This is a genomic window from Bdellovibrio sp. 22V (assembly GCF_030169785.1).
Taxonomy (GTDB): domain Bacteria; phylum Bdellovibrionota; class Bdellovibrionia; order Bdellovibrionales; family Bdellovibrionaceae; genus Bdellovibrio.
Genome location: NZ_CP125854.1, coordinates 248,296 through 272,494 on the forward strand (window position 1 = coordinate 248,296; position 24,199 = coordinate 272,494).

Below are 24,199 nucleotides of genomic sequence, written 5' to 3' on the forward strand. Positions count from 1 at the left end.
AAATTCAGTTTCTAAGAGATTGTCCGAGACGAGACTCAGTGATTACTGAGCCTCGTTTCCATTTTTGGGGATCAGTGTTCCAACGCCACTGGCAATAAAGAGCTCGGAGACGCCGCAGTCTCTTTCTTAGCCTTGCCCGCTTTTTCAAGTTTCACCAATGTCCCGATGATATCTTGAAGTTTTTCAAACGGAGCCAAGTTCGGCGGCAAGTTTTCTTTTAATTCCATCGTCAATACAGGCGTGCTTCTTTCCAACCACATATAGCGGCCCAAGCTGCCCGGATAATTCCCTAACGACTTCCAAGGAAGATAATCAAACTTCGGCGGAGGCGAAACTTTCGGTCCGTCAAAATCCAAAACTTTAAGTGGCGTATGTACCGACACCACGAAGTCAGGTTGGAAATCCTCTAAGTGATGAAGAGCGCATTTTGTTTCCGGCTCGCTGGCCGCCATCTCCCCAGGGAAACGGCGCGGATTGGATTTTGTTGTGCGCTTCCAATTTTCGATCGCACCCGAGCTCCAATCTTTCGTTGGAAAGTTGCGGTTGATATCAATCTTATTGGCGTTCGTGCGCGTTTTGTATTTCACCCCATCAGGGTTCAGGACAGGAATGACCCGCCAAGAATTTCTTGGATCAATGCCTTCAAGTCTTTCCATCCAATAACGGCCGACAGTTCCTGCCGGTGTTTCATCACCGTGGATCAAACTGAAAACCAAAACTTTTTTTGCACCCGGATCAGATGCCGCTTTGTCATAGTGATAAATAGGACGACCTTCCGCGCTCACACACAGAGAATCCACTTTGACCTTCTCGCACGCTTGATTGAGAAGTTTATCGTCCCAAGCCCCAGGAAATTTTTTAAGATCGTTCTTACAGTCTTGAGAAACGGTAGCAAAGTCGGCCGACGCCGAGAGCGCTGACAAGAACATCACGCTGAATATTAATGTCTTCATATACCCCATCATTACTTTTCCATTATCACCGTGTATTCGCAGACTCTCAAGATGAGAAACCGCTCGTTGAACGTATTTTTTCGAATCAAGCTGAGAATCCTTACAAATTGACTAAAGTCTTGCAGCCTTTTGTCCGTAAGTAAAAGGGTGTGACCTATTGGACTCAGTTGGAGGATGTATGGTGAATCGTGGTGGTTTCAGTTTTGTAGCGATGTTGGTGATAAATCCCATCGTGATACTTTTTTATCAGAACTGCTCAATGAGCCCGATTAGTTATGCGAAAAATACAACACCGCCAGCCGTCGCGACTCGTTCCGTTGCGTCAGAGGCTAAACCGGTTTTGGCTGATGTGAAGCCTGCCTGCAACGACAATAAAAAAGAATGTGTTCGCGCCAAGTAGTATTCATTATTTGAATATCTGAATTCTTATTATGCCTTTTACCAATCATAGGGTCCCTTGTTAGAACTGACTTCAAGAAGCGCAGTTCAAAACAAGGAGGCTTCTATGAAAAAATTCGTTCTTTCTTTAATTTCCATTCTTTCTCTTGCGGGTGCTCCTGCCCAAGCTTTTATCTCCGCTAACGAAGAAGACCAATTGCTTCAGGCCATGAATAGCGCCTATGAGCCGCACATTCAGTTTGAAAGCGTGCGCTGCTCTTTGCGTGGACGTATGTGCTTAGTGCGCTTGGAAGTCGGCTCTGCGCGCATCGGCTGCATGATCGAAAGAATCACGGCGGCGGAAGATCTCTATCACGTGTCTCAAAATAAAATGACAGGTAAGACGTCTGTCTCCCTGTCACCTTATGCTCAAACCGAGCTCAATGTCTGTGTTAACAAAGCGTTCGCTCAGAACTAAGGCCTATTCGCAAGAAGAAGCCTTAGGATCGATCGGAGAGTTCTCATAGCTCAACTGTGGGAACATCTCACGATAACGGAAGCGAGCAGGTTCATAATCCAACGGAGACACCGGTTCGCCATTTGAGTTTACACGCGGGCGGATATCCGTGATTTTCAAATCATGCGTCGTCATGAAATCCATCGCCTGAGTCACCATCGGCATATTGTTACGGTCTTGCATGTTGCGGTTTGCTGGTTTCAACAAAACCACTTTGTAACCGTTGTCAGCCAAGTAGTTCAAAATCAACGGCAATGCTTCTGCGGATTGTTTAAACACGTCGTGCATAAGAACGATACCGCGATTTTTACTGCCACGAAGAGCTTTTAAGAAACTTTGCAGGATCAGCTCACGGCGCTTGTCAGCGTCAGTGAATTTCGATGCAGGATATTGCCAGTCAAAGCTGTCGATGCTCCAACCGAAAATTTTTAGACCCAACTCTGTCACGTTTCTTCTCATGTTTTTATTCATACAACCGTTAGGGAAACGGAAGTAAGGATCGATGTAACCGCCAGAGAGAAAGACACCCATGTGTCCACCGATGAACTCGGACAAGAAGTAGTCATAAGACATCGCACCACGGTTCACTTGGCGTCCCATCATCAAAGTGTGATAGAAAGAGTGCGAACCTAGCAAATGACCTTCACGCAAAATTCTTTGTGTAAGTTCTGAATTCTGCAACGCTTGACGGCCTGTCGAGAAGAACGCCGCTTTCACGCCCGCTTTCTTCAAGGACTCCAAGATAGGTACCGTCGTTCTTTGTGTCGGGCCGTCGTCAAAAGTCAGCATCACTTCTTTTTCTTTAAGTCCCTGCATTGAGAGATAATCCAAGTTTGGAACTTCACGCTCTTCAAAAGGAATGCGTTTGATATTTTTTATATCTTGATTCAAATCGAACGACGCCGTTTTCCACATGCCTGCGAATTGTGCCTTATTCAAAAGCTCCGACTGACAGTCTCGCAAAGACAACATTGTGTCCGAGGAATCGATGATTGTTTCAACGTATTCAAGCTCCGCCAAAGGCAGCGACTTCAAGTGCATGCATAGGGCCGTGTTCGAGTAGCGGTCCGCTCCCGGTCTTGCGATGAAGGCTTTTAATGAGTGATAATTTTCGTCGAACTCATTCGCGTTTTTACTGTTCGCGATTTTCGTAACAATGCCTCTATAAGTGTCGGCAATACGGTTGTATTCCGTCACATACTTAATAGCCTCACTCGGCTTTTCCGCTTGCGCCAGTCCCAATGAGTTGAAACCAAAAAGAACGGATGTAAGAACCAATACGTTTCTTTTCAACATATAACACCTCTTCAGATAGAAGCCTTCGCAAGACTCGTTCCCGCTGAGGAGCTGTTTAATTGCTTTTCACAAAGGATTTGGTAACAAAGAGACCAAATGCGCACCCTCTCGTAAAGAGAGTGAACAACGGCGCGCTCGTCTCATTTTGAGAAGAGAGGAAAACTCCAAAGAGAGAAGCCCCCTTTGGAGTATGGAGCTATCTATGGTTGTGGCTCTGGAGCTTTTTGCGTCACAAGCCATTCCGCGATGCCATCCAAAGACGATAGGGCTTTGCCGATCTCTTCGTAAGTGTCTTTATCGTCGCTCAAAAGTTTTTCGATGTACTCTTTTAAGCCCGGCTCGTTAGATTGGAAACCTTTGTATTGAGGGTTGATCACAGCTTCAAGACGACCGGAAATTCCGTTGCGACCGGCAGCAAGAACCGCTTTCACAGAGCGAAGCTCCACGTCTTCCGGTTTCAAGTCCGCTGGAAGTTTTGCCAAATCGAAGCTTGCATTGAAACGCAAACGTGCTGACAGAAGATTTCCTTCCGCATCTTTTTTAACGTCTTCCATTTTTACATCGACGGCAACAGCCTCGCCGTATTTCTTGCCGTACTCTGCGACCGCGCCTTTCGCGATATCCTCAAGTTGCGCACCCAAATCGTTCAACGTCGGCTGACCGAAGGCTTTTACAAGATCTAAGCGCATCAACAAACGCCCTTGCACTGTCGGCGCTGAACCATCGCCGTAGTGATAAGAAGCATCCTTCAATTGCAAAGCGAGTTTGTTTTCCGCGCCCTCTTTCGTGATCGCGACATTGATTCCGAAATCTAAAGCTCGTACTGCGTCTACATTGAGATCCGTGAATTCAATTTTCATTGAAGTCGAAGCGTTGTTATAGGGGGCCGTGAGTGAAGCGACTTTTTTATTCACTTCTTCTTTTGTGATAACACCTGCTGCCACCGCCACTGAAGAGGCTAAGAGAACCCAGGGCGCTACTTTTCTGAACATAGATTTCATTGAAGACTCCTTTTTGTTTTCAGGCTTGTTTAAGGAGCCTCCGGTTCTATTATGCTTCGCGCATGTTGACGACTTACAACGAGTTAATGGGGCGCGACGCAAATCGACCTGGACCTCGCAAAATATTTTAAAAAAGAGAATTGACTTACACATTATTTACACTGTAAGTTCATATGTAAGTTATGACAAAGAAAACGCCCCTCCCCCCACTGACACCTAAAGAAAAATCGGTCCTCGAGTTTATCGAGAGCCACATCTTAAGTTCAGGAGTTTCTCCGTCATATCAAGAAATTAAGGATCACTTCGGCTTAGCTTCGTTTAATTCTGTTCAGAATTATTTGAAGCAACTGACGAACAAAGGGTACATCGAAAATCCTTTGGGTCAGAAGCGTGCGATCCAGGTACTTCACTCTGCTTCGGCAGTGGCTGAAAACCTCTCTAAAAAAGTCTCGACGACGACAGGATCTCCTCGCACACAGCTCCTCCAGGCACGTGATGAGATCCTGTCCCTTCCCCTTCTTGGGAAAGTGGCTGCGGGACAACCTATCGAAGCTCTTAAACACGACGAATTTGTCGATGTTCCTCCGTCCATGGTTCGTAATCCTTCGAAATCCTTTGCCCTGAAGGTGCAAGGTGATTCCATGATAGAGGATGGAATTTTCGACGAAGACATCATTCTTATTCAAAAACAAGAATCTGCAAGTAACGGCGATATCATTGTCGCGACAGTCGAAAACGAAGCGACAGTGAAACGTTTCTATCTGCGCGCCCGCCCTGAAAGTGGCAGCAGTGAAAAGTTAGTGGAACTCCGTCCATCGAACTCGACAATGAAATCTATGTGGTATTCCCCGGAAGATGTTTCTATTCGCGGTATTGTTGTAGGATTGATCCGTAAGTTCTAGTTCCAAAGCAAAAAGACCTTTTCATCAGAGCGCTTTATGATCTCTGACAATAAATTTCTAAGGAGCTTTTATGAAGGCTTTCGCATCCGCTATTGTCGCCTTGAGCATCATTACGTCTTTTTCTTCGGCCGCAAAATCACAGAAAGAGAAAACCATGACCTTCCCAGCGAAAAATATTTCTGTTTCGATCAGTCGCTCGCCCCGCGATGTCTATGAGTTCACAGCCAACCCCTACAATCTCCCGAAATGGGCTGCGGGTTTAAGTGGCGGCACCATCAATAAAGTCGACGAGGATTGGGTTGCCGATTCTCCTATGGGAAAAGTGAAGATTCGTTTCGCGGAAAAGAATACCTTCGGCGTTCTCGATCATGACGTCACGATCAGTTCAGGAAAAACCTTTCACAACCCGATGCGTGTTTTAAAAAACAAAGATGGCAGTGAAGTTGTTTTCACTTTGTATCGTCAGCCGGAAATGTCAGATGCGGATTTTGATAAAGACGCGGCTCAGGTATTAAAGGATTTAAAAACCCTCAAAGGTCTTCTTGAAAAGTAGACTTTCACGATTTAGACAAAAAACAAGGGGCTTCTGGCACGCAGAAACCCCTCTATCCCCTCGAGATAAATATCTATATATAGTGACGCTTTCGGTTTTAGCCGCGAGCGTAGCGCTTATTCATGGATTCACGAATCTCCGCACCTTCGATGCTGAGTCGAGTCCAAGGAATCGCACGAAGTCTTTCAGGCTCGATTTCTTCTTCAGTTTCTTCGCAGTAACCGAAAGAACCGCCTTCAATGCGTGCTAACGCGCTTTCGATTTCCATAAGCTGAGAACGAAGTCGTTCGTGCATGCTCAGGAATTCTTGTTCAGCCAGAACGCGGACAGTTTGGTCACCCTCATCGCCACCTTTTTCTTCGTTCTGATCCAAGTTCATACGAGCCTCTTTCACTCTATTGAGGATGTCTTGCTTCGTATTTAAAAGCTTCATTCTGCATTCAGCGATAAGCTTTTCAGAGATAGCCATGATTGCCCCCTCTTGTTCCTTCCAAGCGTAAGTGCCAATTTGGAACTGACCTATTAAGTTCCACGCATGTAAAATTTGCAAGTAAAAAATCTTACATTAACTTAAAATTAAACAAATCTTTGGAAATCTTGATGAATCTCTAATTGCGGCCATCGATGCGCCGACCCGGACGTCCTCAATAAAAGAATCGCGGGTCACTTTCTTAAAATTATAATCAGTATTCTGATTATACCCCCATCAATACTTGCACCGCGTTAGACATTCTAGCCCTTAGCTATGACAAATGAAAGGCACGAAAAGGAAAATCGCCCGAGATTCTCAGAGTGAGACAGCAATAAAAATTAAAGGCGGCCTTGCGAGCCGCCTTTAAAAAGAACATTGAATGTTTCTCCCCCGAGAACACGTTCTTAGGAGAGTGAGCTATTTAAGGCAGGAAGCCACGCGCTCGAAAAGATCACCTGTTGCTTCACCAAGTTTCGTGGCCATTTTTTTCCCTTGGATGCCACGTGAACGGAAAGCCACCGCTGACTCGTTCATTTCGTTAGAGACCGCTTTTATAGAAGACCCCTTAGCGGATTTAACGACAGAGGAATATTCCTCCATAGATGAGGCAAAGGTTTCATGATTATTCACAAGACTTGCAACAATATGCTGTTGCGCTTTTTTCATCGCTTGAAGCTCTTCAACAAGCTGAGCACATTTGCTGGCTGCCATCGAATTGGAAGCAAAAAGAATAATAGAGAGGAATGATGCAATCGTTTTCATTTCAGAGCCTTTCGATGATGACTCCGAATAAAGCAACGACCTTGCCACCTGAGAGTAAATTTAAACGCTTCTCAGGTGACGTTTTTGGCTAGGACTTGAGAAATTTTTCAAACTCGTTCTTTGTTTCGCCAGCTGTGTAAGGCAAAAGAAGGCGCGCCACGTGGTGTTTACCGCGCTCGATACTGCGCTTGCCGGGCTGCTTTTCCGCAGACTCGAAGAACTGCAAGAATGTCGTCGCCATCGCCAACAAAGACTCGGCAATGTACTGCATTTCAGACACTTGCTCGATCTTCGCCATTTTGCCGTCTTTAACCCATTGGCGGTAAAGAATGACCATGAGTTTCATCATTTTCTGGATGTGGGCTCTCCACATCTTTGCAAGCTGCTGATCTTTGCGACGAAGAGCATACATTTCGCGGTGAAAGAAACGATAGCGCCAATAAAGTTCGAAATTCTCGTTGATGAACTCCAAAGGAGAAACCTTTTTAGTGCGGCGAGGGCGCCAAACATCGTAGGTCTCTTTCGCCATACGCTTGAACAGCTCGACTAAGATTTCTTCCTTATTGTCATAGTGAAAATAGAGATTCCCAGGGCTGATTTCCATGGCCTTGGCGATGTGGTTTGTCGTGATAGCCACAACCCCGCTGCGATTGAAGAGTTCGATGGAAGTAAGGAGAATGCGTTCTTTAGTCTTCATGCTATTAAGTCTTTAGTCCAAGTCCCCTCGAGAGTCACTATAAAGATCGCCTGGAAATAGGCTCGAGCTGTGGCTTTCCGGCGTATTCTTCTGAGAATGCTCTTGAAAGCGTTAAAAACTTGGTGCTACCATAAAATAATGCGTCTTAAAAACAAATATAAGTTGTTAAAACTATTCGTATTTTCTGGAGCTTGTCTCTTCGGTCTTTATTCCCTTATGGGCTTTACAACCTCAGAAGATCAAGAAGCACAGGTTCACAAAAAGATTCAATCACAACTTGAAAGGCGCACTCAGATCGCCAAGCTTGCCGGCGAGAAGTTTCGTCAAAATCAGTTTCCAGAAACTTTGGATGCAGAGTGGGACGGAGAACAACTTTCTCTGACTCTCAACTACACAATCGATCAAAGTTTGCAAAAAGAAGCCGACCGTCTTTTGAAATCTTACAAACCAGATTACGGCGCGATCTTTATGATTGATGCGACGACGGGTGAAGTTTTAGCGATGTCGAGTTTTCAACGCGATAATCCACAGGCGGCGAACTTAAACCTGCAAGCGACTTTCCCTGCAGCATCTGTCTTCAAGGTCGTAACTGCTACAGCGGCAGTAGACAAAGCCGGCGTGACCCCTGAACACAAAATCCGTTACAACGGTGGGGCCTACACTCTTTATAAGAAGAATGTTCTTTCAGACAAGGTCACACGATGGACGAATGTCATCACTTTGAAAGACGCATTTGCCCGCTCTATCAATACGGCATTTGGCCGTCTTTCCATCGAAAATCTGCACCCTGAAGATTTGAACGAGTACGCGAACCGCTTCATGTTCAATCAAGAAATTCCTGCTGACTTCCCTGTGGACATGGGTGTGGCCTATATCCCTCCAGGAAAAGGTTTTGAATTGGCCGAAGTCGCTTCAGGCTACAATAAAACAAACCGCATGAGTCCCGTGCAAGGTGCCATGATCGCCGCTTCGGTCGCGAATGATGGCCAAGTGGTTGTACCTTACCTGGTTAGCTCCATGATGAATGACAAGGGCGAAAAAGTTTATGAAGGTGGCACCCTTACAAATGGCACCATCATGACAAAAGAATCCGCTGCAAAAGTTCGTGAGTTGATGGAAAGAACTGTGACTGCGGGAACGTCTCGCCGCTCATTCCGCCCGATCATTCGCGATCGCAAATTCCGTGAAATTGAAATGGGTGGAAAAACAGGTCATCTTACAGGCGACAATCCTCGTGGCCGCGTTGACTGGTTCGTTGGTTACGCTTTGGATGAAGAAAGAAAAATCGCGGTCGCCGCTATCACTGTGAATAAAAAATTCTGGACAGTAAAATCAGCTCATTTGGGACAAAGCATGTTCCGTAAATACTTCGGCCCCGTTGTTTCTAATCAACAAAACGGCCGCGTGATTTCCTCAGCAAAATAAGAAAAAGGTACCTATTTCTCGTCTGAGGGCTTTTTTGTTTCGTGAGTGATCTTGAGCGGAGTGACGTCAAGAACGTCAGCACTGCGCACTTCACGTTCTTCGCGGGCCTCGGAAGACATGTCTCGAAAACCCGTTCCGTCATTTCTGAACTCATAATAACGGAATCCACTGCCGCCCCCCATGTTGCCCCTACCGAAACCGAAAGGACCGTTGCCAAAGCCAAAGTTCGCGCTGCCTTTTGCAACTTGTTTTGCCATATAGAGCTTAAAACGCCAGATCGCTAGATGACGAAGCCCCGGAAGAAAAAGAATCAAACCCAGGGCGCGCGTGAAAAACGAAGGCACCAAAAACAAGAGACCTGACAAAAATATCGCACCCGAATGCAAAATACGCGACGCCGGCAACTGCCCGCGCATCACAGTGCTTTGCAAAGTCATGATGGCCATACGGCCCACAGTTGCGACGATGAACAGACCCAAAAGACATGGCAAAAGATAGAGCCCCAATGTGTGCAAAAATCCAAGATGGTTCACGGCAAAAATAAAGATGATGATTTCTGCAACGATAAAAGGAAACGGGATAGCTATCATACGAACCCCTTTTTACAGATCCAAGGTCGCTACCACAGGGCAGTGATCGGATCCTTCAACTTGGTCGAGAATATCCGCGGAAGACAGATATTTCTCAAGCCCTTTTGAAATACAGATGTAGTCAATTCTCCAACCGCGGTTTGCAGGACGAGCAAGAGTTCTATAATCCCACCACGAGTAACGCTGCGCTTCGGTTGGTTTGAAATAACGGAAAGTGTCGATGAAACCAAGATCCAGAAAATCATCAAACCACGCGCGCTCTTCCGGGAAAAAGCCACTCACTTTGGACATGCGAATCGGATCATAAACGTCAATCTCCTCATGTGCGACGTTGTAGTCTCCGACAACGACCATCTCGCGGCCGTTTGCCAGCTTCTCTTTCAGATGGACATTAAGATCCTTTAAAAACTTTTGTTTGAAGTTGTGACGTTCAATTCCAGATCCGCCGTTAGGGAAGTAAATATTGTAAAGATCAAAAGCCCCGTGATCGGTCATGACAATACGACCTTCAGACTCGTACTCAGGAATACTGCTGAAATGAGTTTGCACCATGCGCGGTTCTTGATTCATGAACGTCGCCACACCCGAATAACCTTTCTTTATTGCGGACGACCAATAAGAGAACTGCCACGTGAGTTTGCGAGCTTCTTCTTCCACTTGATCAATGTGAGCTTTTGTTTCTTGGATACAAAAAATATCCGGCTTTTCTGCATGGACGAAATCAAGCAGGCCCTTCTTGTAACAAGCTCTAATTCCATTCACATTCCAAGAGATGATTTTCACAGTTTCTCCTTGAGTTTCGCCACTATCGAAGGCATCTATAAATAGCAGATGCAAGGAGGCAGGTCTATGCCAATGATTAATCAACCCGCTCCACACTTTGCTGCTCAAGCTGTTTTTGATGCTGGCGAAGTTAAAGATATTTCCTTGAATGATTATAAAGGAAAATGGGTCATTTTGTTCTTTTATCCACTCGACTTTACTTTCGTATGTCCAACTGAATTAACTCAGTTTCGTGAACATATTCGCGATTTTGAAGCCGCTGGAGCACAAGTGATCGGTTGCAGCGTGGATTCTATCCACTCTCACAAACGCTGGTTGCGCGATGATCTTGGAAACCTGGGATATCCTCTTCTTGCGGACCTGACTAAAAGAATTTCTCGCGACTACGGCGTGCTTTTCGAAGACCGCGGCATTGCAACGCGCGGGACATTTGTTATCGATCCTGAACAAAAAATTCAGTACATGGGAATTCACAACACTTCTGTCGGCCGCGATGCTAAAGAAATTTTGCGCGTCCTTCAAGGTTGCCAATCCGGTGAGCTTTGCCAAGCAGGCTGGAAAAAAGGTGATTCTCACATCACTCCGTTGAAATAATCATGGAGATGAAATCAGATTTTATTCGACAACTGCGTTCCTCTTTTCCGAGGCTTGAAAAAGAGCCTCTTGAGGACCTTGTTGCCGAAAATCTGATTTCGCCTTTTGCGGTTGAGCTTCCCAAGTCTGTTTTGGAACAAGCGCAAAAGGCCGTGTCTTTGCTTTTCTCTTTAAGAGAAAAAGAGTCTTACAAAAATCACTATCAAAATCTGATCTCTCAAAAAGGTCTTCGTGATCCCGGCAACAAGTCGATCATGATGTCTTACGATTTTCATTTGGATGAAAACCAAAATCTAAAGCTGATCGAGATTAATACCAATGCCGCTTTCTTGATTTTGGGTCATCAAATGTACCAAATGAAAAAGCATCCGCTTCCCGTGAGTGATTTTTCTTTGGCAGAAATCAAAAGCAGTATTGAGGAAGAACTCCGTCTTCAAGACAAAACACCGCCGGCAGATTTAAAAATCGCCATTACAGATGACAAACCCGCAGAGCAGCGGCTCTTTGTGGAGTTCCTGGCTTATAATGAACTCTTTCAATCTTGGGGCTGGGACTCGCGCATTCAAGACTACCGCGAGCTCTTTCAGGGCTTCAGTCCAGAGTTTATCTACAATCGTTATACCGATTTCTTCCTCGCGGAATCTTCCAGCGCGGTTTTGCGGGAAAAGTTTTTGAATCGCGAAGTTTGCTTATCGCCGAATCCTTATGAATATCTTCTGCTGGCGGACAAGCAGCGTTTGATTGATTGGGTTACACCCGGCTTCCTTGAGTCCCAAGGGATGAGCGGCAGCGACTTGCAGCTGCTTAAAACCGTTCTTCCACAATCTCATGATCTTTGCCCGGAAAAAGCGGATGAGATCTGGGCCCAAAGGAAAAAACTTTTCTTTAAACCCAAGAACGCCTTTGGCTCTAAGCAGTCTTTTAAGGGCGCTTCGATCAGCCGCAAAGCTTATGATGAGATTTTAAATCAAGGAATGATCGCGCAAGAGTACGTACCAGCGCCTGAAAAGAATTTCGTGACTCCCGAGGGACCACAAAATTTTAAATTCGATTTGCGTTGTTATGCCTACCAAGGGCGACTGCAACTTGTTGTTGCTCGCCTTTATCAGGGACAAGTGACCAATCTGCGCACGCCTTACGGCGGCTTTGCCACGACGTTATTTTCTTAAACTCGCGACAGCATCGTAGCGAATTGACAAATATTGAGTGCTGTCTTTGTCTTTTTTCACCAGAAGCAGTTCATACTCGTTGTGAGAGCGTTGATAGACTTTGTAAACCGCGCCTGAACTTTGAATCCACTTCTCTAAAGTTCCTTTATCAGCGAAAGAGGGACTCTTAATATTCCAAAAAGAAAACTTATTCCCGTCCGCCATCATTTGAAACTGCCACAGACTTTGGCCTGTGCGTGGCTTTTTATTCGTGTCGATCAAAGTGGGCGCCAGCAAAGAAAAGCGGCTGCGCAACTCGCCGGAAGCATTTCCACAAAGAATTTGCGACGCTGCTGATGTTTGCAAGAAAGACTGATAACCATACAACTTCAAATCATGTCCCGCGTTCTGCCCCTCTACATAGAACTCGGCATCTCTTGCGACCAGCACCGTTTCCGGCAAGCGCGACAAGGTTCCTACAAACTCATTGCGGATCTCAGTTAGGAACTCGGGACGCTCTTCACAGGCAGGCGCGGTGCTGAATTGCGGTTGTAATATTTTTCCGGCGTAATCGCGTTTCACCGCGAAGGAACTTGTTGAAAGAAGCACTAGAAGTAAAAAGCCAGCTGTTTTCATCGCATCCTCTTATTTTGTCTAGTCCAGTATTCGGAAGAATTTTTTTAGGGCTTAATATTAAAGTGCAGGCTGGGTCTGCCGATATGAAGAGTGTCTCATTTTTCTACAAGGAGTGTGGAAGCATCATGACGATGAAACATAGCGGCGCAAGAAAGCTTAAGGAAGTGACGAACTTTTATTCGTCGTTTGATCAACTCAATGGCGTGCACCCTTGGATGGAAGCAGTGGAAGATGGATACGTCTCCTATCGCGTGCGCGAACTGCAAACCGGAAAAATCGCTTACTTCAATTTTATCCTCGCAAAAGAAATGGGCCTGGTTCCTCCGGATCATCCTCATCAAATGACGGAAGATCTAGAGAACAAACTGATCGAAACTTTCTCTCTGCAAATTATCAATGAATACGACGAACTTACTCATCGCCGTATTGATCCCGCGACAATCAAGCCTCATCGTTATATGGCGACTCGCTATCTGCAGCTGCAACACTCTAATAAACAGGGAAAAACTTCCGGCGATGGCCGTGGCATCTGGAATGGTACGGTCTATCACCGTGGTATGACTTGGGATGTTTCGAGCCGAGGCACTGGCGTTACATGTCTTGCACCCGGCGCTGTGGCCGCGCAAAAACCTTTAAAAACAGGTGGAACTGAATTCGGTTACGGGTGCGGTCTTGCCGAGATCGACGAACTTCTTGCAGCCTCAATTCTTGCCGAAGTTTTTCATTTGCAAGGTTTAAAAACCGAGCGTGTTCTTTGCGTGATTGATCTAGGAAAAGGCTATGGTATTGGCGTTCGCGCCGCTCCGAACTTGATCCGCCCTGCTCACTTATTCCTTTATCTTAAACAGGAAAAATACGAGTCATTGAAAGCGGCCACGGACTATTTTATCGACCGTCAGGTCGCTAATAAAGTTTGGGACATCACTCCTAAAGGAAATCAAAAATACGACGCCCTTCTTGAATACGTTTGTGATTCCTTTGCAACATTTACGGCGCAACTCGACAGCGACTACATTTTTGCCTGGTTGGACTGGGATGGCGATAACGTTTTAGCGGATGCAGGTATTATTGACTATGGCAGCGTTCGCCAGTTTGGCATTCGTCACGACAAATATCGTTACGACGACGTCGAAAGATTCTCGACGAATTTGAACGAACAGAAACAAAAGGCGCGTTTAATCGTTCAGGTGTTTGCGCAAATGGTGGACTATCTTAAAACCCGCAAGAAAAAACCTTTGCGTGTTTTCTCGAAACATCCTGTTGTCGAAAACTTCAATAAAAAATTTGATGAAAAACGTGCGGAGCGCATTTTGTACCGCATGGGTTTCAACGAAACCCAAAGAGGCCACATCCTGGCGGAGAAGGACCTTTTTGCGAACTTCGACAAAGAGTTTATTTTCTTTGAAAGAGCCAAAGTCAGTGGCTCTATCGAAAAAGTCGCAGACGGCGTCAATCATCCGGCGCTTTACAATATGCGCGCGATTTTCCGTGAATATCCGAAGTTTTTATTTGAAAGCCCTCTGCCTTTTGAAAAACGTCGCATGCTGGAGTCGTCTTTTTTTAAAGCGATTGTCTCGGGCTTTGCAAAAGCTCGTGACACCCGCATGGGAGAAAAACAAAGACGGCATATCGAATTTTTCCAAGAAGCTTATCGCGATCTGGTAACGGCGGCCGCAGGAAAACAAAAACCTGAAACGATCCTTAAAGGTCTTTCAGAGCGCGCCGAAAAACTGAACAACGCCAAACGCATTACGGGAAATGCCTTGATCGAGATGGTTGAAGAGATCATCACAGAAAAGAAAAAAGGCCTCTCCATGGATCAACTGCAAAAAATCGTGGACCGTTTGGTCTATGAAAGCAATGGATCTCCGGAAGCCCCGGTCAGTCGTTTTTATCGCGAGCTGCAAAATACACCTGCGGTAAAAATGGATCTTTACGCTAAACTTCTTAGCCTCGTCGAAGAAAACAGCGAATCCATCTAAGCAAAAAAAAAGCCCACGCGAGAGGGAAATCACCGCGCGGGCTTGGGGAATGAGCAGGACCTCGAAGGAGGTCCCATTCAGATTCTTGGTTAGTTAACTGCGTAAATAAGACTTCCGCCTTTAAGCATATTGATCACTTTTGTTCTCAACTCCATCGCAACGGCAGGACAACCCCAGCTGCGACCTTGTTTAACGCTCTTTTCACGAACGTAACTCGCTCCATGGATCACGACCGCACGACCGCGAGCATTCGAGTTTGTTGAAGAAAGACCGTCCAACTTCAAAGAGTAACCGTTGCTGCCTTGGTATGTGCTTCCTGTGAGGTAGTAGCCCAAAGAAGACGCTTTGGAACCTGATCTGTTGCTGAATTTTTCTGCGTAACCGTCATGGTTAGAATCAGATCCTTTGCCGTGCGCAACGTGAATGCTCCATACTTTTCCTGTTTTCATATCAATGATATGGAAACGAGCGGCTTTCGAGCTGCGAGAAAAATCAATCACAGAAACATATTTCTGATTTTTGATTCTTGATTTGTTCTGGTGGAAATAAACCATCGCATTTTCAAGAGCTCTTGTAGGAACGACGTTGCCTGGATCGACATAGTCGTAGTTTTTAAGAATGGAATCACGACTGTTGCTGGCGATAGCAGACTCTTCGACCATCGCTTCGGGAGCATCGTTTTCACTCTTATCATCTGCATTGAACGCTTGTTCATCAGATGTATCATCCGCCAATGTTTCGTTTGACGCCGGGTTGTTGGCAAGGTCGTTAGAAGCAAGATCACTTCCACCACCGTTTCCACAAGCTGCTAATGCCAAAAACGCGGATATCACAAGGGCGTTACTTAGTAGTTTTTTCGTCATTATTCCTCCGTGAAAAGACGTTGTGTGTTTTGGCAAATACTAGCCAAAGCCGATTACAAAAAGGCAATTTTCATTACGGAGGAATGAAAATTAAGACCAAATACCGAGGCTGTTCCGAATGGAACTCAAATGCGTTAAGCCCTTCGTGCGTGAATAAACTTTTGTTTCAGTAAGAAGAAAGAGGAATTCTCTTTTTTGCGAAATTCGCCGACTCTTCAGAAGCGTCGGCGGAATCCCGATTTTACTCTTATATATATAGTGAGCTTACGCCGACTTCTGCGCGGCAATCACACCGTACTTGGTATCGATACCCATAATATGGGCCGTGAGCCACGTTTTTAAGAACTGAAAGAAGGCCGGCGACAGTGAACCGGCTTTGTCAAACTCCGCCTGATGCCCTTTGAGTCTTTCGATCAAATCTTTGTGAATCTTTTTATGAACGGCGGCGTGAGAATATGGAAGCGTATCAAAAAACTTTTCCTCGTGATCAAAATGCGTGATGGTCCAAGAAACAAGCTCTCTCACAATCGCTGACAGTTCATTTTTGGAGGCCTTCGCTTCTGAGCGCTCATACAAACGGTTCATAATATCGATGAGTTTTTTATGCTCGTTATCCATAGCATCGACATGAGTTGTGAGACGCTCTTGATCCCATTTGAAAAATGATTCCGACATAATTACCTTCCCTTCCGATTGGCTTTAATGTTTCAACCTCCTCTTCGGGACCGGCCCATTTGTTCTATATGACGGCCATCATGAAGCCGGAAATATTTCAAAAAACGCGATAACTAATCGCATCCATTTCTGATTATATACGTGATTACAATGACTTATTCGCCTCCCGAAGAATTATCTACTGAACATAACTTAGTACTTTACATTACACAGTACCTAGCATAATTTAGTACTGAAAGGTCGAGGCAGTATGAACGCGCAATTTAAAAAAGGTGTCCTTGAACTCTGTGTCCTGACCATGATTGGTCGCAAGGATTACTACGGTTACGAGTTGGTTGAAGAGATCTCCAAAGTTCTGGAAATCTCGGAAGGCACTCTTTATCCCATTCTTCGCCGCCTGACCGAAGAAAAGTATTTCGAAACATATTTGCAGGAATCTTCCGAGGGACCTCCCCGCAAATATTATCGAATTACAAAACTGGGAAAAGAGTTTCAAAAAGACCAGTTCAAGCAGTGGATGGAATTTAATCAGCAAATTGAAGAATTGATCGGCAAGGAAATCAAATGAACAAGCAAGAGTTTTTGAAGAATCTCAAAGCAGAGCTTGAAAAGAATAAAGTGCAAAACGTCGATGATATTTTGTCTGACTACGAAGAGCATTTTAATCACGGTCTCAACAAAAGAAAAACCGAAGAAGAAATCTCTGAAAGCTTGGGCTTCCCGTCTGTGATTGCGAAAGCTTATCAAACTGAATCCATGATCAGCGAAATCAAGAATCCAAAAAAAGCGTTCAAGTGGAGTCTTGCGATCAACGTGATTGGACGTCTTCTCGTAATCGCACCTTTTAATTTTATTGTTTTATTTATTCCGGGAGTTGTGACCTTTGCCCTCCTTGCATCCGGTTGGGCAGTGTCTATGGCTATTGGTTCTGTAAGCGTGGCCCTTCTCTCGGTGCTTTTTTCTTTAGGAACTTTGTCATCCTCGGGTTGGACGTGGCTTGCGGGTTTTTCCGCAAGTATGGGGCTGCTTGGATTAGCCGTTATCAGCGGGATGGTGATGTTTATGATCACAAAGTACATCTTGCTCGGCCTTATTAGTTATTTGCAGTGGAATCTTAAATTCGTTTTGGAAAAATAGGAGACTTACAATGAAATCGTTCTCTGTGTTCTCAAAAGTTTTTATTGGCGCTGTTGTTTGGACAGTGGTTTTCCTGGGTATCGCCGGCTACGCTTCGCAAGAAGCCTACAAAGCGGATCCTGCCCTTATCACCAAGCTCGAAGAAAAATACAACGTTTCCGTCCATATTGGCGGTATTTCCAAAAGAGATACCAGCAAAGAAGTCGCTGAAGATATTTGGAACCTAGCCCCTCCCGCAAGCAAGTTTTCCATTAAGACTTTCAACGGCGATGTTCGTATTAAGAAAACAATGAATAAAGAAGTCGTCATCAAAGCGACAGGCCGACTGGATGTCAACAAAGCGCCGCGACTGCTTGCCGTTACTGAAACCGCCGACGTTCTTGAAATTCGTCAGCCTGATGACAACGCTGTGACAAAACTGGAGGTCACTATCGAAATCCCTGACTCTTTCTCGAAAGAACTGCGTTTCGAATCCGCAAGCGGCGAATTGACTTTGGAAAATTTAAAGCTCGACAGTCTTATCGTGAAAACAGTTTCTGGCGAAGTCACTGGAAGACAGATTGACGTCAAGGATGTCGATGCCGTGACTGTCTCTGGCGATATTAAGATTGAATCCTCGACTCTTTCTAAAGTCGTAGGCAAATCCGTGAGCGGCGACATCGAAGTGAGCAATACAGCTCCTGCGAACGTGTCATTCTCTTCTGTGTCTGGCGACGTGAAGTTAAAAATGGCAAAAGCGGACGACGTCCATTTTTCTTTGCAATCCACAAGCGGAGAAATTCATAACGCCTTCGGCAGCGCTAATAATGGAAAATTTGATGTGACCGTGAAAACAACTAGCGGTGATATCGAAATCGAGTAAATAGCCGCAACAGATAAACACGAAAAATCGCGAGCCCAAAAGACTCGCGATTTTTTATTTTAATTCAGCCAATTTCTCGCGAACCCAGCGGCGAATAATCGGATACTCTTCTTCTTTCAATGAATGGTCCTTATCCATTTCAACCCATTCAACCTTCAGACCGGCATCTTTTAACTTATCTACGCCGAACTTTGTTTCTTCCAAGGGAAGAATATCATCTTGGTGACCGTGTGTGAAAAGCCAGGGTGTACGGCGCGAATCTTCGGCCAAATTCGCACGCCACCGCGGATAAAAATTAAAATAACCGCTAATACCGACGACACCACCAAGCCTTTTCGGATAGTTCATGCCGACGTCAGCACTAATCAAACAACCCTGGGAAAAACCAAACAAAAAGATGTTCTCGCTTTTCCAACCCTGGTTTTCCAAATCATTTAAAAGATCAAAAAGTTTTTCGCGAATCTTTAGAACTCCGCCGCTCTGATACGGAGGTTCACCATACCAAGTGTATCCATCCATGAAGCGACGAGGAGCATTCAATAAAAGATAATTCATTTCCGGGATGTTCAGTTCCTCATTGAAGGAATAGAAGGGACGAATACTATCGCCACGACCGTGCAACACGATCATCAAATAATCCGATTTTCTTTTTGCCTGAATAAACTTATGCTTAAATAAATTCGTCGAAATCATAACCCTGCTCTTGCCACAGAACCTGAACAAAACAAAACTTGTTGCGCTTTTGATAATTGAACGTCGTCCGAAAGACCGCCTTCATCCAAATCCAAACAGTCGTTCGAAGAATACAGAGGACCCGCCGCGCGCACTTGTCTTTCGGGAGCACGCAAAGGATTCATGAATTGGTCCGCCTCTCTCATCACGAGAATATTATCGAAGTTAACAACGACATCCGGCTGCAGACCTTTCATTTGCGGAGAGCGGCCTGACGGAAGATAATAAAAACCTTTCGTCTCGAACAACGCGATCTTTTTATTCTGCGACCAATATTCGCCCTCTTGGAAAGAACCTTTACCGAAAGTTCTTTCGCCCACAAGAACCGCGCGGTTCAAATCACGCAAAGCTCCGGCTACGATTTCCGCCGCACTGGCAGAAGAGCCATTCACCAGAACAGCCATCGGCAAGTCGAACATTTTTTCTTCTCCGCCGAAATAGTCTTCTCTTTTCTTGCTAGGATCTAAATAACGAACTTCAAAAATCTTTTGCTCAGGGCCGACAAAAAGACTCGCGATACATGCGGCTTCTTCCATTTGTCCGCCTGGATTGTCACGCAAATCCAAGAGCAAGCCGCGCACGTGAGATTTTTTAACGATGCTCAAGGACTCCTTCACTTTATCACAGGCACCCTTGGCGAATTTGTTAATACCCACAACCGCCACAGGCTTGATTCCCTCAATCACGCGAGTCGATACCGTCGCCACCGTGATTTCTTTGCGGCGAAGTTTGAACTTCAATCTTTCACCGTCACGAGTAACGATCAATGTTGTAAGATCGCCGACCTCACCCTTGAGAAGTTCAGAAACGCGCGCCTGCAAAAGGCCCGGCGTTCTTTGGCCGTTGATGGAAACGATCACATCGCCTTTTTCAACGCCAGCGCTTTTAGCCGCACTTCCTTCCGTCACTTTGCGAATGACGTAATTCCCCTGCGAACGACCCAAAGTAATTCCCAAAGAAGCCGAGCGATTGTCCGCTTTGGAAATCACCTCTTGGAATTGCGAAACCGGCATAAGGTAAGTATGCGGATCACGAAATACTGAAATGAATCCGTTGAGGCCCAAGCCCACCATCATTGATTTTTGTTCATCAGAAATGAAACGCTTTGAAAGTTCCTGCCAGGCCTTTAAGAATGAAATCTTCACGGCCTTGTCAGTTTGCGCAGAGAAAAACTCTTTCCACGGTTCGAGCTGTTTTTTCTCTGTGCTCATGTCGGCAGACAACGCTTCTTGCACGGGGACCAGTTTACCCGCCGTATTAAGGCTCATATTAAAGCGGTTTGCCACAGTCAAAATGGAGTTAGCACAAGCCAGGAAGTAACGTTCAGAACTGCCACAAGTCTGGTCCTGAAGAAGATCTTCCAAGGCTGCTGGGCCGAGCCCCGTCTCGGCCCAGTAGGCTTCGGTGGATTTCACCTTGGAAGAGTCGCTACGATTCGAACGCGACAAAGAAATACTGACCCCCACGGCCAATACACACAATGAGATAATGAAAAAACGAGGTGAACTGAGCACTCATCGCCTCCCGACTGGTGACATTCCTGAGCAACGGCCATGCCCGCTCAGATCGAATTGGTTCTAGTCTAGGGCGGTTTTTGGGTATTTTTTTCGTGCTTGCTAAGGTGCTCAACAGAGGAGTTTTCTTGAGAAAAAAGGCACTCTGTAATAGGTTCATGGTCATGATTATTGTAACAGGTGCAAACGGTTTTATTGGCAGCGTGATGGTCTGGGAACTTAACCAAAAAGGGTTCAAAGACATTATCGCGGTAGATTCAGTAGGTCTTTCTGAGCGCAATCTTTTAAAGAAGCGCCAAATCTCAAAGTTCCTGATGAAAGACGAATTGTGGGCGTTCTTGGATAGCGAAGAGGCTCAAAAGAACGTCACATGGATCATCCACATGGGTGCTTGCTCTTCAACAACAGAAACAAACAAAGAGTTTCTGTGGGAAAACAATACGCACTACACACAAAGAATTTTTGAGTGGTGTACAAAACATCAAAAGTCGATGATCTATGCTTCCTCCGCGGCGACTTATGGCGCCGGTGAATTGGGCTTTGACGACACGACAGATCCAGAAAAACTCCGTCCGCTTAATCTTTACGGTGAATCCAAAGTTTTGTTCGACCGTTGGGCGTTGAAACAAACGCAGACTCCTCCGCACTGGTACGGACTTAAATTCTTCAACGTGTTTGGGCCGAACGAATACCACAAAGAAGCGATGTCGAGCGTCGCTTTCAAAGCGTACAATCAAATCAAAGCCAATGGTTCGTTGGGATTGTTTAAATCCGCAAACCCGGAATACAAAGACGGTGAATTCATGCGTGACTTCGTTTACGTCAAAGATGTCACCGGGTGGATGGCCGAGTTGATGGATAAAAAACCAAAGAACGGCATTTACAATATGGGCTTTGGTAAACCGCGCACATGGTTGGATCTTGCGAGTTCCGTATTCTCTGCCATGGGTAAAGACATGAAAATCAACTGGCTAGAAATGCCCGAAAATATTCGCGGTCAATACCAGTACTTCACAGAAGCTAAAACCGACAAATGGCAACAAGCAGGTATGAGTCCCGCGAAATGGCCTTTGGAAAAAGCGGTGGCGGATTATGTGCAAAATTATCTCTCCAAAGACGATCCATCTTTGTAGTTGAGGAGACCCGCGAATGGAGACGGACTTTCTTCCCCCGCATTTAAGAAAATACGTCGTAGAACAACACTACGAAAAGTACACTCCTGTAGATCAAGCTGTCTGGCGCTATATCTTGCGCCAGCTTAAATCTTTTTTATCGAAGCATGCGCACGAGTGTTACGTCGAAGGACTTAACAAAACCGGAATCGATATCGAGCGTATTCCGCGTATTGATGACATCAGCAAAAAGTTGCAGCAATTCGGCTGGCGCGCTTTGCCTGTGAGCGGATTTATCCCGCCCGCAGCTTTCATGGAGCTGCAATCGTTGGGCGTTCTCCCTATCGCGTCTGATATGAGAACTCTGGACCATCTTCTTTACACTCCCGCTCCAGATATTGTTCACGAGGCTGCCGGTCATGCGCCGATTCTGATTCATCCTGAATTTTCCGAATATCTGCGCCAGTATGCCCAGGTCGCAAAAAAAGCGATTATCAGCAAACAAGACTTGGATCTTTACGAAGCAATTCGTGAACTCTCGGATCTTAAAGAAAATCCGGCTTCGACTTCCGAACAAATTAAAAACGCGGAAGCGACGCTTGAAAAAGTCAGCAAAAGCATCACACACATTTCTGAAGCTTCCGAGCTTTCTCGCATGAATTGGTGGACGGCAGAGTACGGTCTTATCGGCACACTCGAAAATCCGAAAATTTTCGGTGCGGGCCTTCTTTCCAGCGTGGGCGAATCGAAGTGGTGCTTAAGCTCCAACGTTAAGAAAATTCCTTTGACCGTCGATTGCATCAAAGTCGGTTACGATATCACGGAACCTCAGCCACAACTTTTTGTCGCGCCTGATTTCAAAACTCTATCCAAAGTTTTGGACGAGATGGCAGAACAGATGGCTTACCGTGTGGGCGGATTGCAAGGCTTGAAAAAAGCGATTGAAGCAGAATCCGTCAATACGGCGCAACTGAACTCCGGCATTCAAATTTCAGGACAAATTGTCGAAGCAATCACGACGGCGAAAAACGAAATCGCTTACCTTCGCCTGCAAGGCCCTTCACAACTTTGTTACGCTGACAAACAACTCAGTGGTCATGGTAAAGACTATCACGCCCACGGTTTCGGTACGCCTGTGGGATTCCTGAAAGAATTCCCTAGCAGATGTCCTTCTACTTTCACAGATTCCGAATGGATGTGGTTGCAGGTGGAAAATGGCAAGAGCGTGACTTTGACATACACGTCGGGAGTTGTGATCACCGGAACGGTGCAAGGCCGTCTTGTCAAAGATGGCAAAACACTTCTGCTTACTTTGACGAATGCAAAAGCCGAATTCCAAGGCCGTGTTCTTTTTGCTCCCGAATGGGGCACCTTTGATATGGCTATTGGCTCCAGCGTCCCTTCTGTTTTCGGTGGACCTGCAGACCGTGAAGCTTACGGCGAAACATCCGATTTCGTCGCCAAACGCGTTCCTGCTCCAAAATATTCCGAGCAAGAATTGAAAATGCACATGCATTACGGAAGCGTTCGCAAGTTGCGCGAAGATAAAACTCACGGTGCTGAACTGAGCAGCGCGCTTGAAAAGATTTTGAAAGAGCACAAAGAAATCGCGCCTCAAGATTGGCTTCTATTAATGGAAGCTTTGGAACTTGTGAAAGCCCGCGACCCGCAATCATCTTTGAAATCTCAACTGGAAGAGGACCTTGCGCTGCTTGCGAAAAAAGATGAAAAGACTCGAGGCCTTATTCATGATGGCCTGCTTTTATCGGAGACTCTCTAGATGAAAAGACCTTTTGAAGTGCGTATTGTTCTTGTGCGCACTATTTATGAACGCAATATTGGATCGACTTCACGGGCGATGAGCAACATGGGGATGGACAAGTTGATCTTGATCGATCCGCAGTGCGAAATCACCTATGATGCCCAACAAGCGGCAGCGACTGGACAAACAGGCCTGCAAAATCGTACGACGTACATGTCTTGGGAAGATTTCAAAGCGAAAGAACCGGAAAGCATTAAGATCGCTTTCACGGCTCGCGACGGAAAAGGCCGTCAGGTTCGCGATATCGACGAAGTTCTTAAAGACGTTGCCGATCATGCTCCGCAATTTCAAATCACGAGCGACGTTCCGTATGTTGTGCACTTGATTTTTGGTCCTGAAGATTGGGGTCTTGCTGCGGAAGACTTAGAGCATGTGAATTTCTGCGCGTGCCTTCCCACTTACGGGGAAAACTGGAGTTTAAACTTAGCACAAGCGGCTCTGCTGGGAATGTTTTCCTTGCGCCGTACTTGGGGCGGAAACAGAACCCAACTTGATGGTGGCAAAGCTCGCCGTGCTCCGGAAGGAATCGCGGGAATCAATCCTGAACACACTTTGAAAATCTGGCTAGAAGAAATGGGTTTCGATCTCACTCGCCAAAGAAAGATCAACGTTTACACGGTTCTTCGCCGCATGCTTTTGCAAAACACACCGACAAAAAAAGAACTCGTCATCTTAGAAACAGTCTTACAGCAATCCATCCGTAAACTTCGCGAATGGAAAGCCTTCCAAAAAAGAGACCAAAAAATTTAACGAATTCAGGAACGTCAAACGCCGTCAGTTGGCGGTCATGAAT

27 protein-coding genes are annotated in these 24,199 nt (G+C 45.7%); 14 read left to right on the forward strand and 13 right to left on the reverse strand.

Going from position 1 to position 24,199, the window contains the following annotated elements; all coding sequences use genetic code 11:
• Positions 1–71: 71 nt before the first annotated feature.
• Positions 72–953 carry a M14 family zinc carboxypeptidase gene (locus QJS83_RS01235; protein WP_284607032.1) on the reverse strand — a complete coding sequence of 294 codons (882 nt, stop codon included), beginning with the start codon at positions 951–953 and terminating at the stop codon, positions 72–74.
• Positions 954–1,131: 178 nt separating this feature from the next.
• Between QJS83_RS01235 and QJS83_RS01240 the strand changes: the two genes are divergently transcribed.
• Positions 1,132–1,353 (forward strand): hypothetical protein, encoded by a 222-nt coding sequence (locus QJS83_RS01240; protein ID WP_284607034.1) that lies wholly within the window; start codon positions 1,132–1,134, stop codon positions 1,351–1,353.
• Positions 1,354–1,458: 105 nt separating this feature from the next.
• On the forward strand, positions 1,459–1,809 hold the full coding sequence (locus QJS83_RS01245; protein ID WP_284607035.1) for a hypothetical protein: 351 nt from the start codon (positions 1,459–1,461) through the stop codon (positions 1,807–1,809).
• 3 nt (positions 1,810–1,812) lie between these two features.
• On the opposite strand, the gene QJS83_RS01250 is transcribed toward QJS83_RS01245, so the two are convergent.
• A complete protein-coding gene (locus QJS83_RS01250; protein WP_284607036.1) occupies positions 1,813–3,144 on the reverse strand; it encodes a polysaccharide deacetylase family protein in 1,332 nt (443 codons plus the stop codon).
• Between the two features lie 200 nt (positions 3,145–3,344).
• Positions 3,345–4,145, reverse strand: coding sequence for a hypothetical protein (locus QJS83_RS01255; protein WP_284607037.1), 801 nt, complete (start codon positions 4,143–4,145; stop codon positions 3,345–3,347).
• 182 nt (positions 4,146–4,327) lie between these two features.
• Between QJS83_RS01255 and lexA the strand changes: the two genes are divergently transcribed.
• Positions 4,328–5,047: a transcriptional repressor LexA gene (gene lexA, locus QJS83_RS01260; protein WP_284607038.1), complete on the forward strand. Its 720-nt coding sequence runs from the start codon at positions 4,328–4,330 to the stop codon at positions 5,045–5,047.
• 70 nt (positions 5,048–5,117) lie between these two features.
• On the forward strand, positions 5,118–5,600 hold the full coding sequence (locus QJS83_RS01265; RefSeq protein WP_284607039.1) for an SRPBCC family protein: 483 nt from the start codon (positions 5,118–5,120) through the stop codon (positions 5,598–5,600).
• 97 nt (positions 5,601–5,697) lie between these two features.
• On the opposite strand, the gene QJS83_RS01270 is transcribed toward QJS83_RS01265, so the two are convergent.
• The 3 genes from QJS83_RS01270 to QJS83_RS01280 form a co-directional block, all read right to left on the reverse strand.
• Positions 5,698–6,069: a TraR/DksA family transcriptional regulator gene (locus QJS83_RS01270; protein ID WP_284607041.1), complete on the reverse strand. Its 372-nt coding sequence runs from the start codon at positions 6,067–6,069 to the stop codon at positions 5,698–5,700.
• A 420-nt stretch (positions 6,070–6,489) separates the two neighbouring features.
• Positions 6,490–6,834: a hypothetical protein gene (locus tag QJS83_RS01275; RefSeq protein ID WP_284607043.1), complete on the reverse strand. Its 345-nt coding sequence runs from the start codon at positions 6,832–6,834 to the stop codon at positions 6,490–6,492.
• Positions 6,835–6,922: 88 nt separating this feature from the next.
• On the reverse strand, positions 6,923–7,531 hold the full coding sequence (locus tag QJS83_RS01280) for a TetR/AcrR family transcriptional regulator (protein ID WP_284607045.1): 609 nt from the start codon (positions 7,529–7,531) through the stop codon (positions 6,923–6,925).
• A gap of 216 nt (positions 7,532–7,747) precedes the next feature.
• On the opposite strand from QJS83_RS01280, the gene QJS83_RS01285 reads away from it, so the two are divergent.
• Positions 7,748–8,956 (forward strand): penicillin-binding transpeptidase domain-containing protein, encoded by a 1,209-nt coding sequence (locus QJS83_RS01285; RefSeq protein WP_284607047.1) that lies wholly within the window; start codon positions 7,748–7,750, stop codon positions 8,954–8,956.
• An 11-nt stretch (positions 8,957–8,967) separates the two neighbouring features.
• On the opposite strand, the gene QJS83_RS01290 is transcribed toward QJS83_RS01285, so the two are convergent.
• Both QJS83_RS01290 and QJS83_RS01295 read right to left on the reverse strand, forming a co-directional pair.
• Positions 8,968–9,546: an FxsA family protein gene (locus QJS83_RS01290; protein ID WP_284607049.1), complete on the reverse strand. Its 579-nt coding sequence runs from the start codon at positions 9,544–9,546 to the stop codon at positions 8,968–8,970.
• A 12-nt stretch (positions 9,547–9,558) separates the two neighbouring features.
• Positions 9,559–10,329, reverse strand: coding sequence for an exodeoxyribonuclease III (locus QJS83_RS01295; protein WP_284607051.1), 771 nt, complete (start codon positions 10,327–10,329; stop codon positions 9,559–9,561).
• A gap of 66 nt (positions 10,330–10,395) precedes the next feature.
• Between QJS83_RS01295 and QJS83_RS01300 the strand changes: the two genes are divergently transcribed.
• On the forward strand, positions 10,396–10,923 hold the full coding sequence (locus QJS83_RS01300) for a peroxiredoxin (protein WP_284607053.1): 528 nt from the start codon (positions 10,396–10,398) through the stop codon (positions 10,921–10,923).
• An 8-nt stretch (positions 10,924–10,931) separates the two neighbouring features.
• Complete coding sequence (locus QJS83_RS01305; protein WP_284607055.1) at positions 10,932–12,092, forward strand: hypothetical protein; 1,161 nt, start codon at positions 10,932–10,934, stop codon at positions 12,090–12,092.
• Here the strand turns inward: QJS83_RS01305 and QJS83_RS01310 are convergent.
• Positions 12,081–12,707: a hypothetical protein gene (locus QJS83_RS01310; protein WP_284607057.1), complete on the reverse strand. Its 627-nt coding sequence runs from the start codon at positions 12,705–12,707 to the stop codon at positions 12,081–12,083. The genes QJS83_RS01305 and QJS83_RS01310 overlap by 12 nt on opposite strands.
• Positions 12,708–12,832: 125 nt before the next feature.
• On the opposite strand from QJS83_RS01310, the gene QJS83_RS01315 reads away from it, so the two are divergent.
• Positions 12,833–14,689, forward strand: coding sequence for a hypothetical protein (locus QJS83_RS01315; RefSeq protein WP_284607059.1), 1,857 nt, complete (start codon positions 12,833–12,835; stop codon positions 14,687–14,689).
• Positions 14,690–14,778: 89 nt separating this feature from the next.
• Here the strand turns inward: QJS83_RS01315 and QJS83_RS01320 are convergent, their stop codons facing one another.
• Positions 14,779–15,552 (reverse strand): murein L,D-transpeptidase catalytic domain family protein, encoded by a 774-nt coding sequence (locus QJS83_RS01320; RefSeq protein WP_284607061.1) that lies wholly within the window; start codon positions 15,550–15,552, stop codon positions 14,779–14,781.
• Between the two features lie 264 nt (positions 15,553–15,816).
• Positions 15,817–16,227 (reverse strand): bacteriohemerythrin, encoded by a 411-nt coding sequence (locus tag QJS83_RS01325; RefSeq protein ID WP_284607063.1) that lies wholly within the window; start codon positions 16,225–16,227, stop codon positions 15,817–15,819.
• Positions 16,228–16,477: 250 nt separating this feature from the next.
• Here QJS83_RS01325 and QJS83_RS01330 point away from each other — a divergent pair, with 250 nt between their 5' ends.
• Genes QJS83_RS01330 through QJS83_RS01340 form a run of 3 tightly spaced genes read left to right on the forward strand, consistent with a single transcriptional unit; the run spans position 16,478 to position 18,226 of the window.
• Complete coding sequence (locus QJS83_RS01330) at positions 16,478–16,795, forward strand: PadR family transcriptional regulator (protein WP_284607065.1); 318 nt, start codon at positions 16,478–16,480, stop codon at positions 16,793–16,795.
• Positions 16,792–17,364 (forward strand): DUF1700 domain-containing protein, encoded by a 573-nt coding sequence (locus QJS83_RS01335; RefSeq protein WP_284607067.1) that lies wholly within the window; start codon positions 16,792–16,794, stop codon positions 17,362–17,364. The genes QJS83_RS01330 and QJS83_RS01335 overlap by 4 nt, the downstream gene beginning before the upstream one ends.
• A 10-nt stretch (positions 17,365–17,374) precedes the next feature.
• Positions 17,375–18,226, forward strand: a complete 852-nt coding sequence (locus QJS83_RS01340) for a DUF4097 family beta strand repeat-containing protein (protein WP_284607069.1) — start codon at positions 17,375–17,377, stop codon at positions 18,224–18,226.
• Positions 18,227–18,280: 54 nt separating this feature from the next.
• Here the strand turns inward: QJS83_RS01340 and QJS83_RS01345 are convergent, their stop codons facing one another.
• Positions 18,281–18,919, reverse strand: a complete 639-nt coding sequence (locus QJS83_RS01345; RefSeq protein ID WP_284607070.1) for an alpha/beta hydrolase — start codon at positions 18,917–18,919, stop codon at positions 18,281–18,283.
• A complete protein-coding gene (locus QJS83_RS01350; protein WP_284607072.1) occupies positions 18,916–20,472 on the reverse strand; it encodes a S41 family peptidase in 1,557 nt (518 codons plus the stop codon). The genes QJS83_RS01345 and QJS83_RS01350 overlap by 4 nt, the downstream gene beginning before the upstream one ends.
• Positions 20,473–20,630: 158 nt before the next feature.
• On the opposite strand from QJS83_RS01350, the gene rfaD reads away from it, so the two are divergent.
• From rfaD to QJS83_RS01365, 3 genes are read left to right on the forward strand one after another with little or no spacing between them, the layout of a single operon-like run.
• Positions 20,631–21,605 carry an ADP-glyceromanno-heptose 6-epimerase gene (rfaD, locus tag QJS83_RS01355; RefSeq protein WP_284607074.1) on the forward strand — a complete coding sequence of 325 codons (975 nt, stop codon included), beginning with the start codon at positions 20,631–20,633 and terminating at the stop codon, positions 21,603–21,605.
• Between the two features lie 16 nt (positions 21,606–21,621).
• Complete coding sequence (locus QJS83_RS01360; RefSeq protein ID WP_284607076.1) at positions 21,622–23,364, forward strand: aromatic amino acid hydroxylase; 1,743 nt, start codon at positions 21,622–21,624, stop codon at positions 23,362–23,364.
• Entirely contained in the window at positions 23,365–24,156 is a 792-nt protein-coding gene (locus tag QJS83_RS01365; RefSeq protein ID WP_284607078.1) for an RNA methyltransferase, read from the forward strand. It begins immediately after the preceding gene.
• Positions 24,157–24,199: the final 43 nt, after the last annotated feature.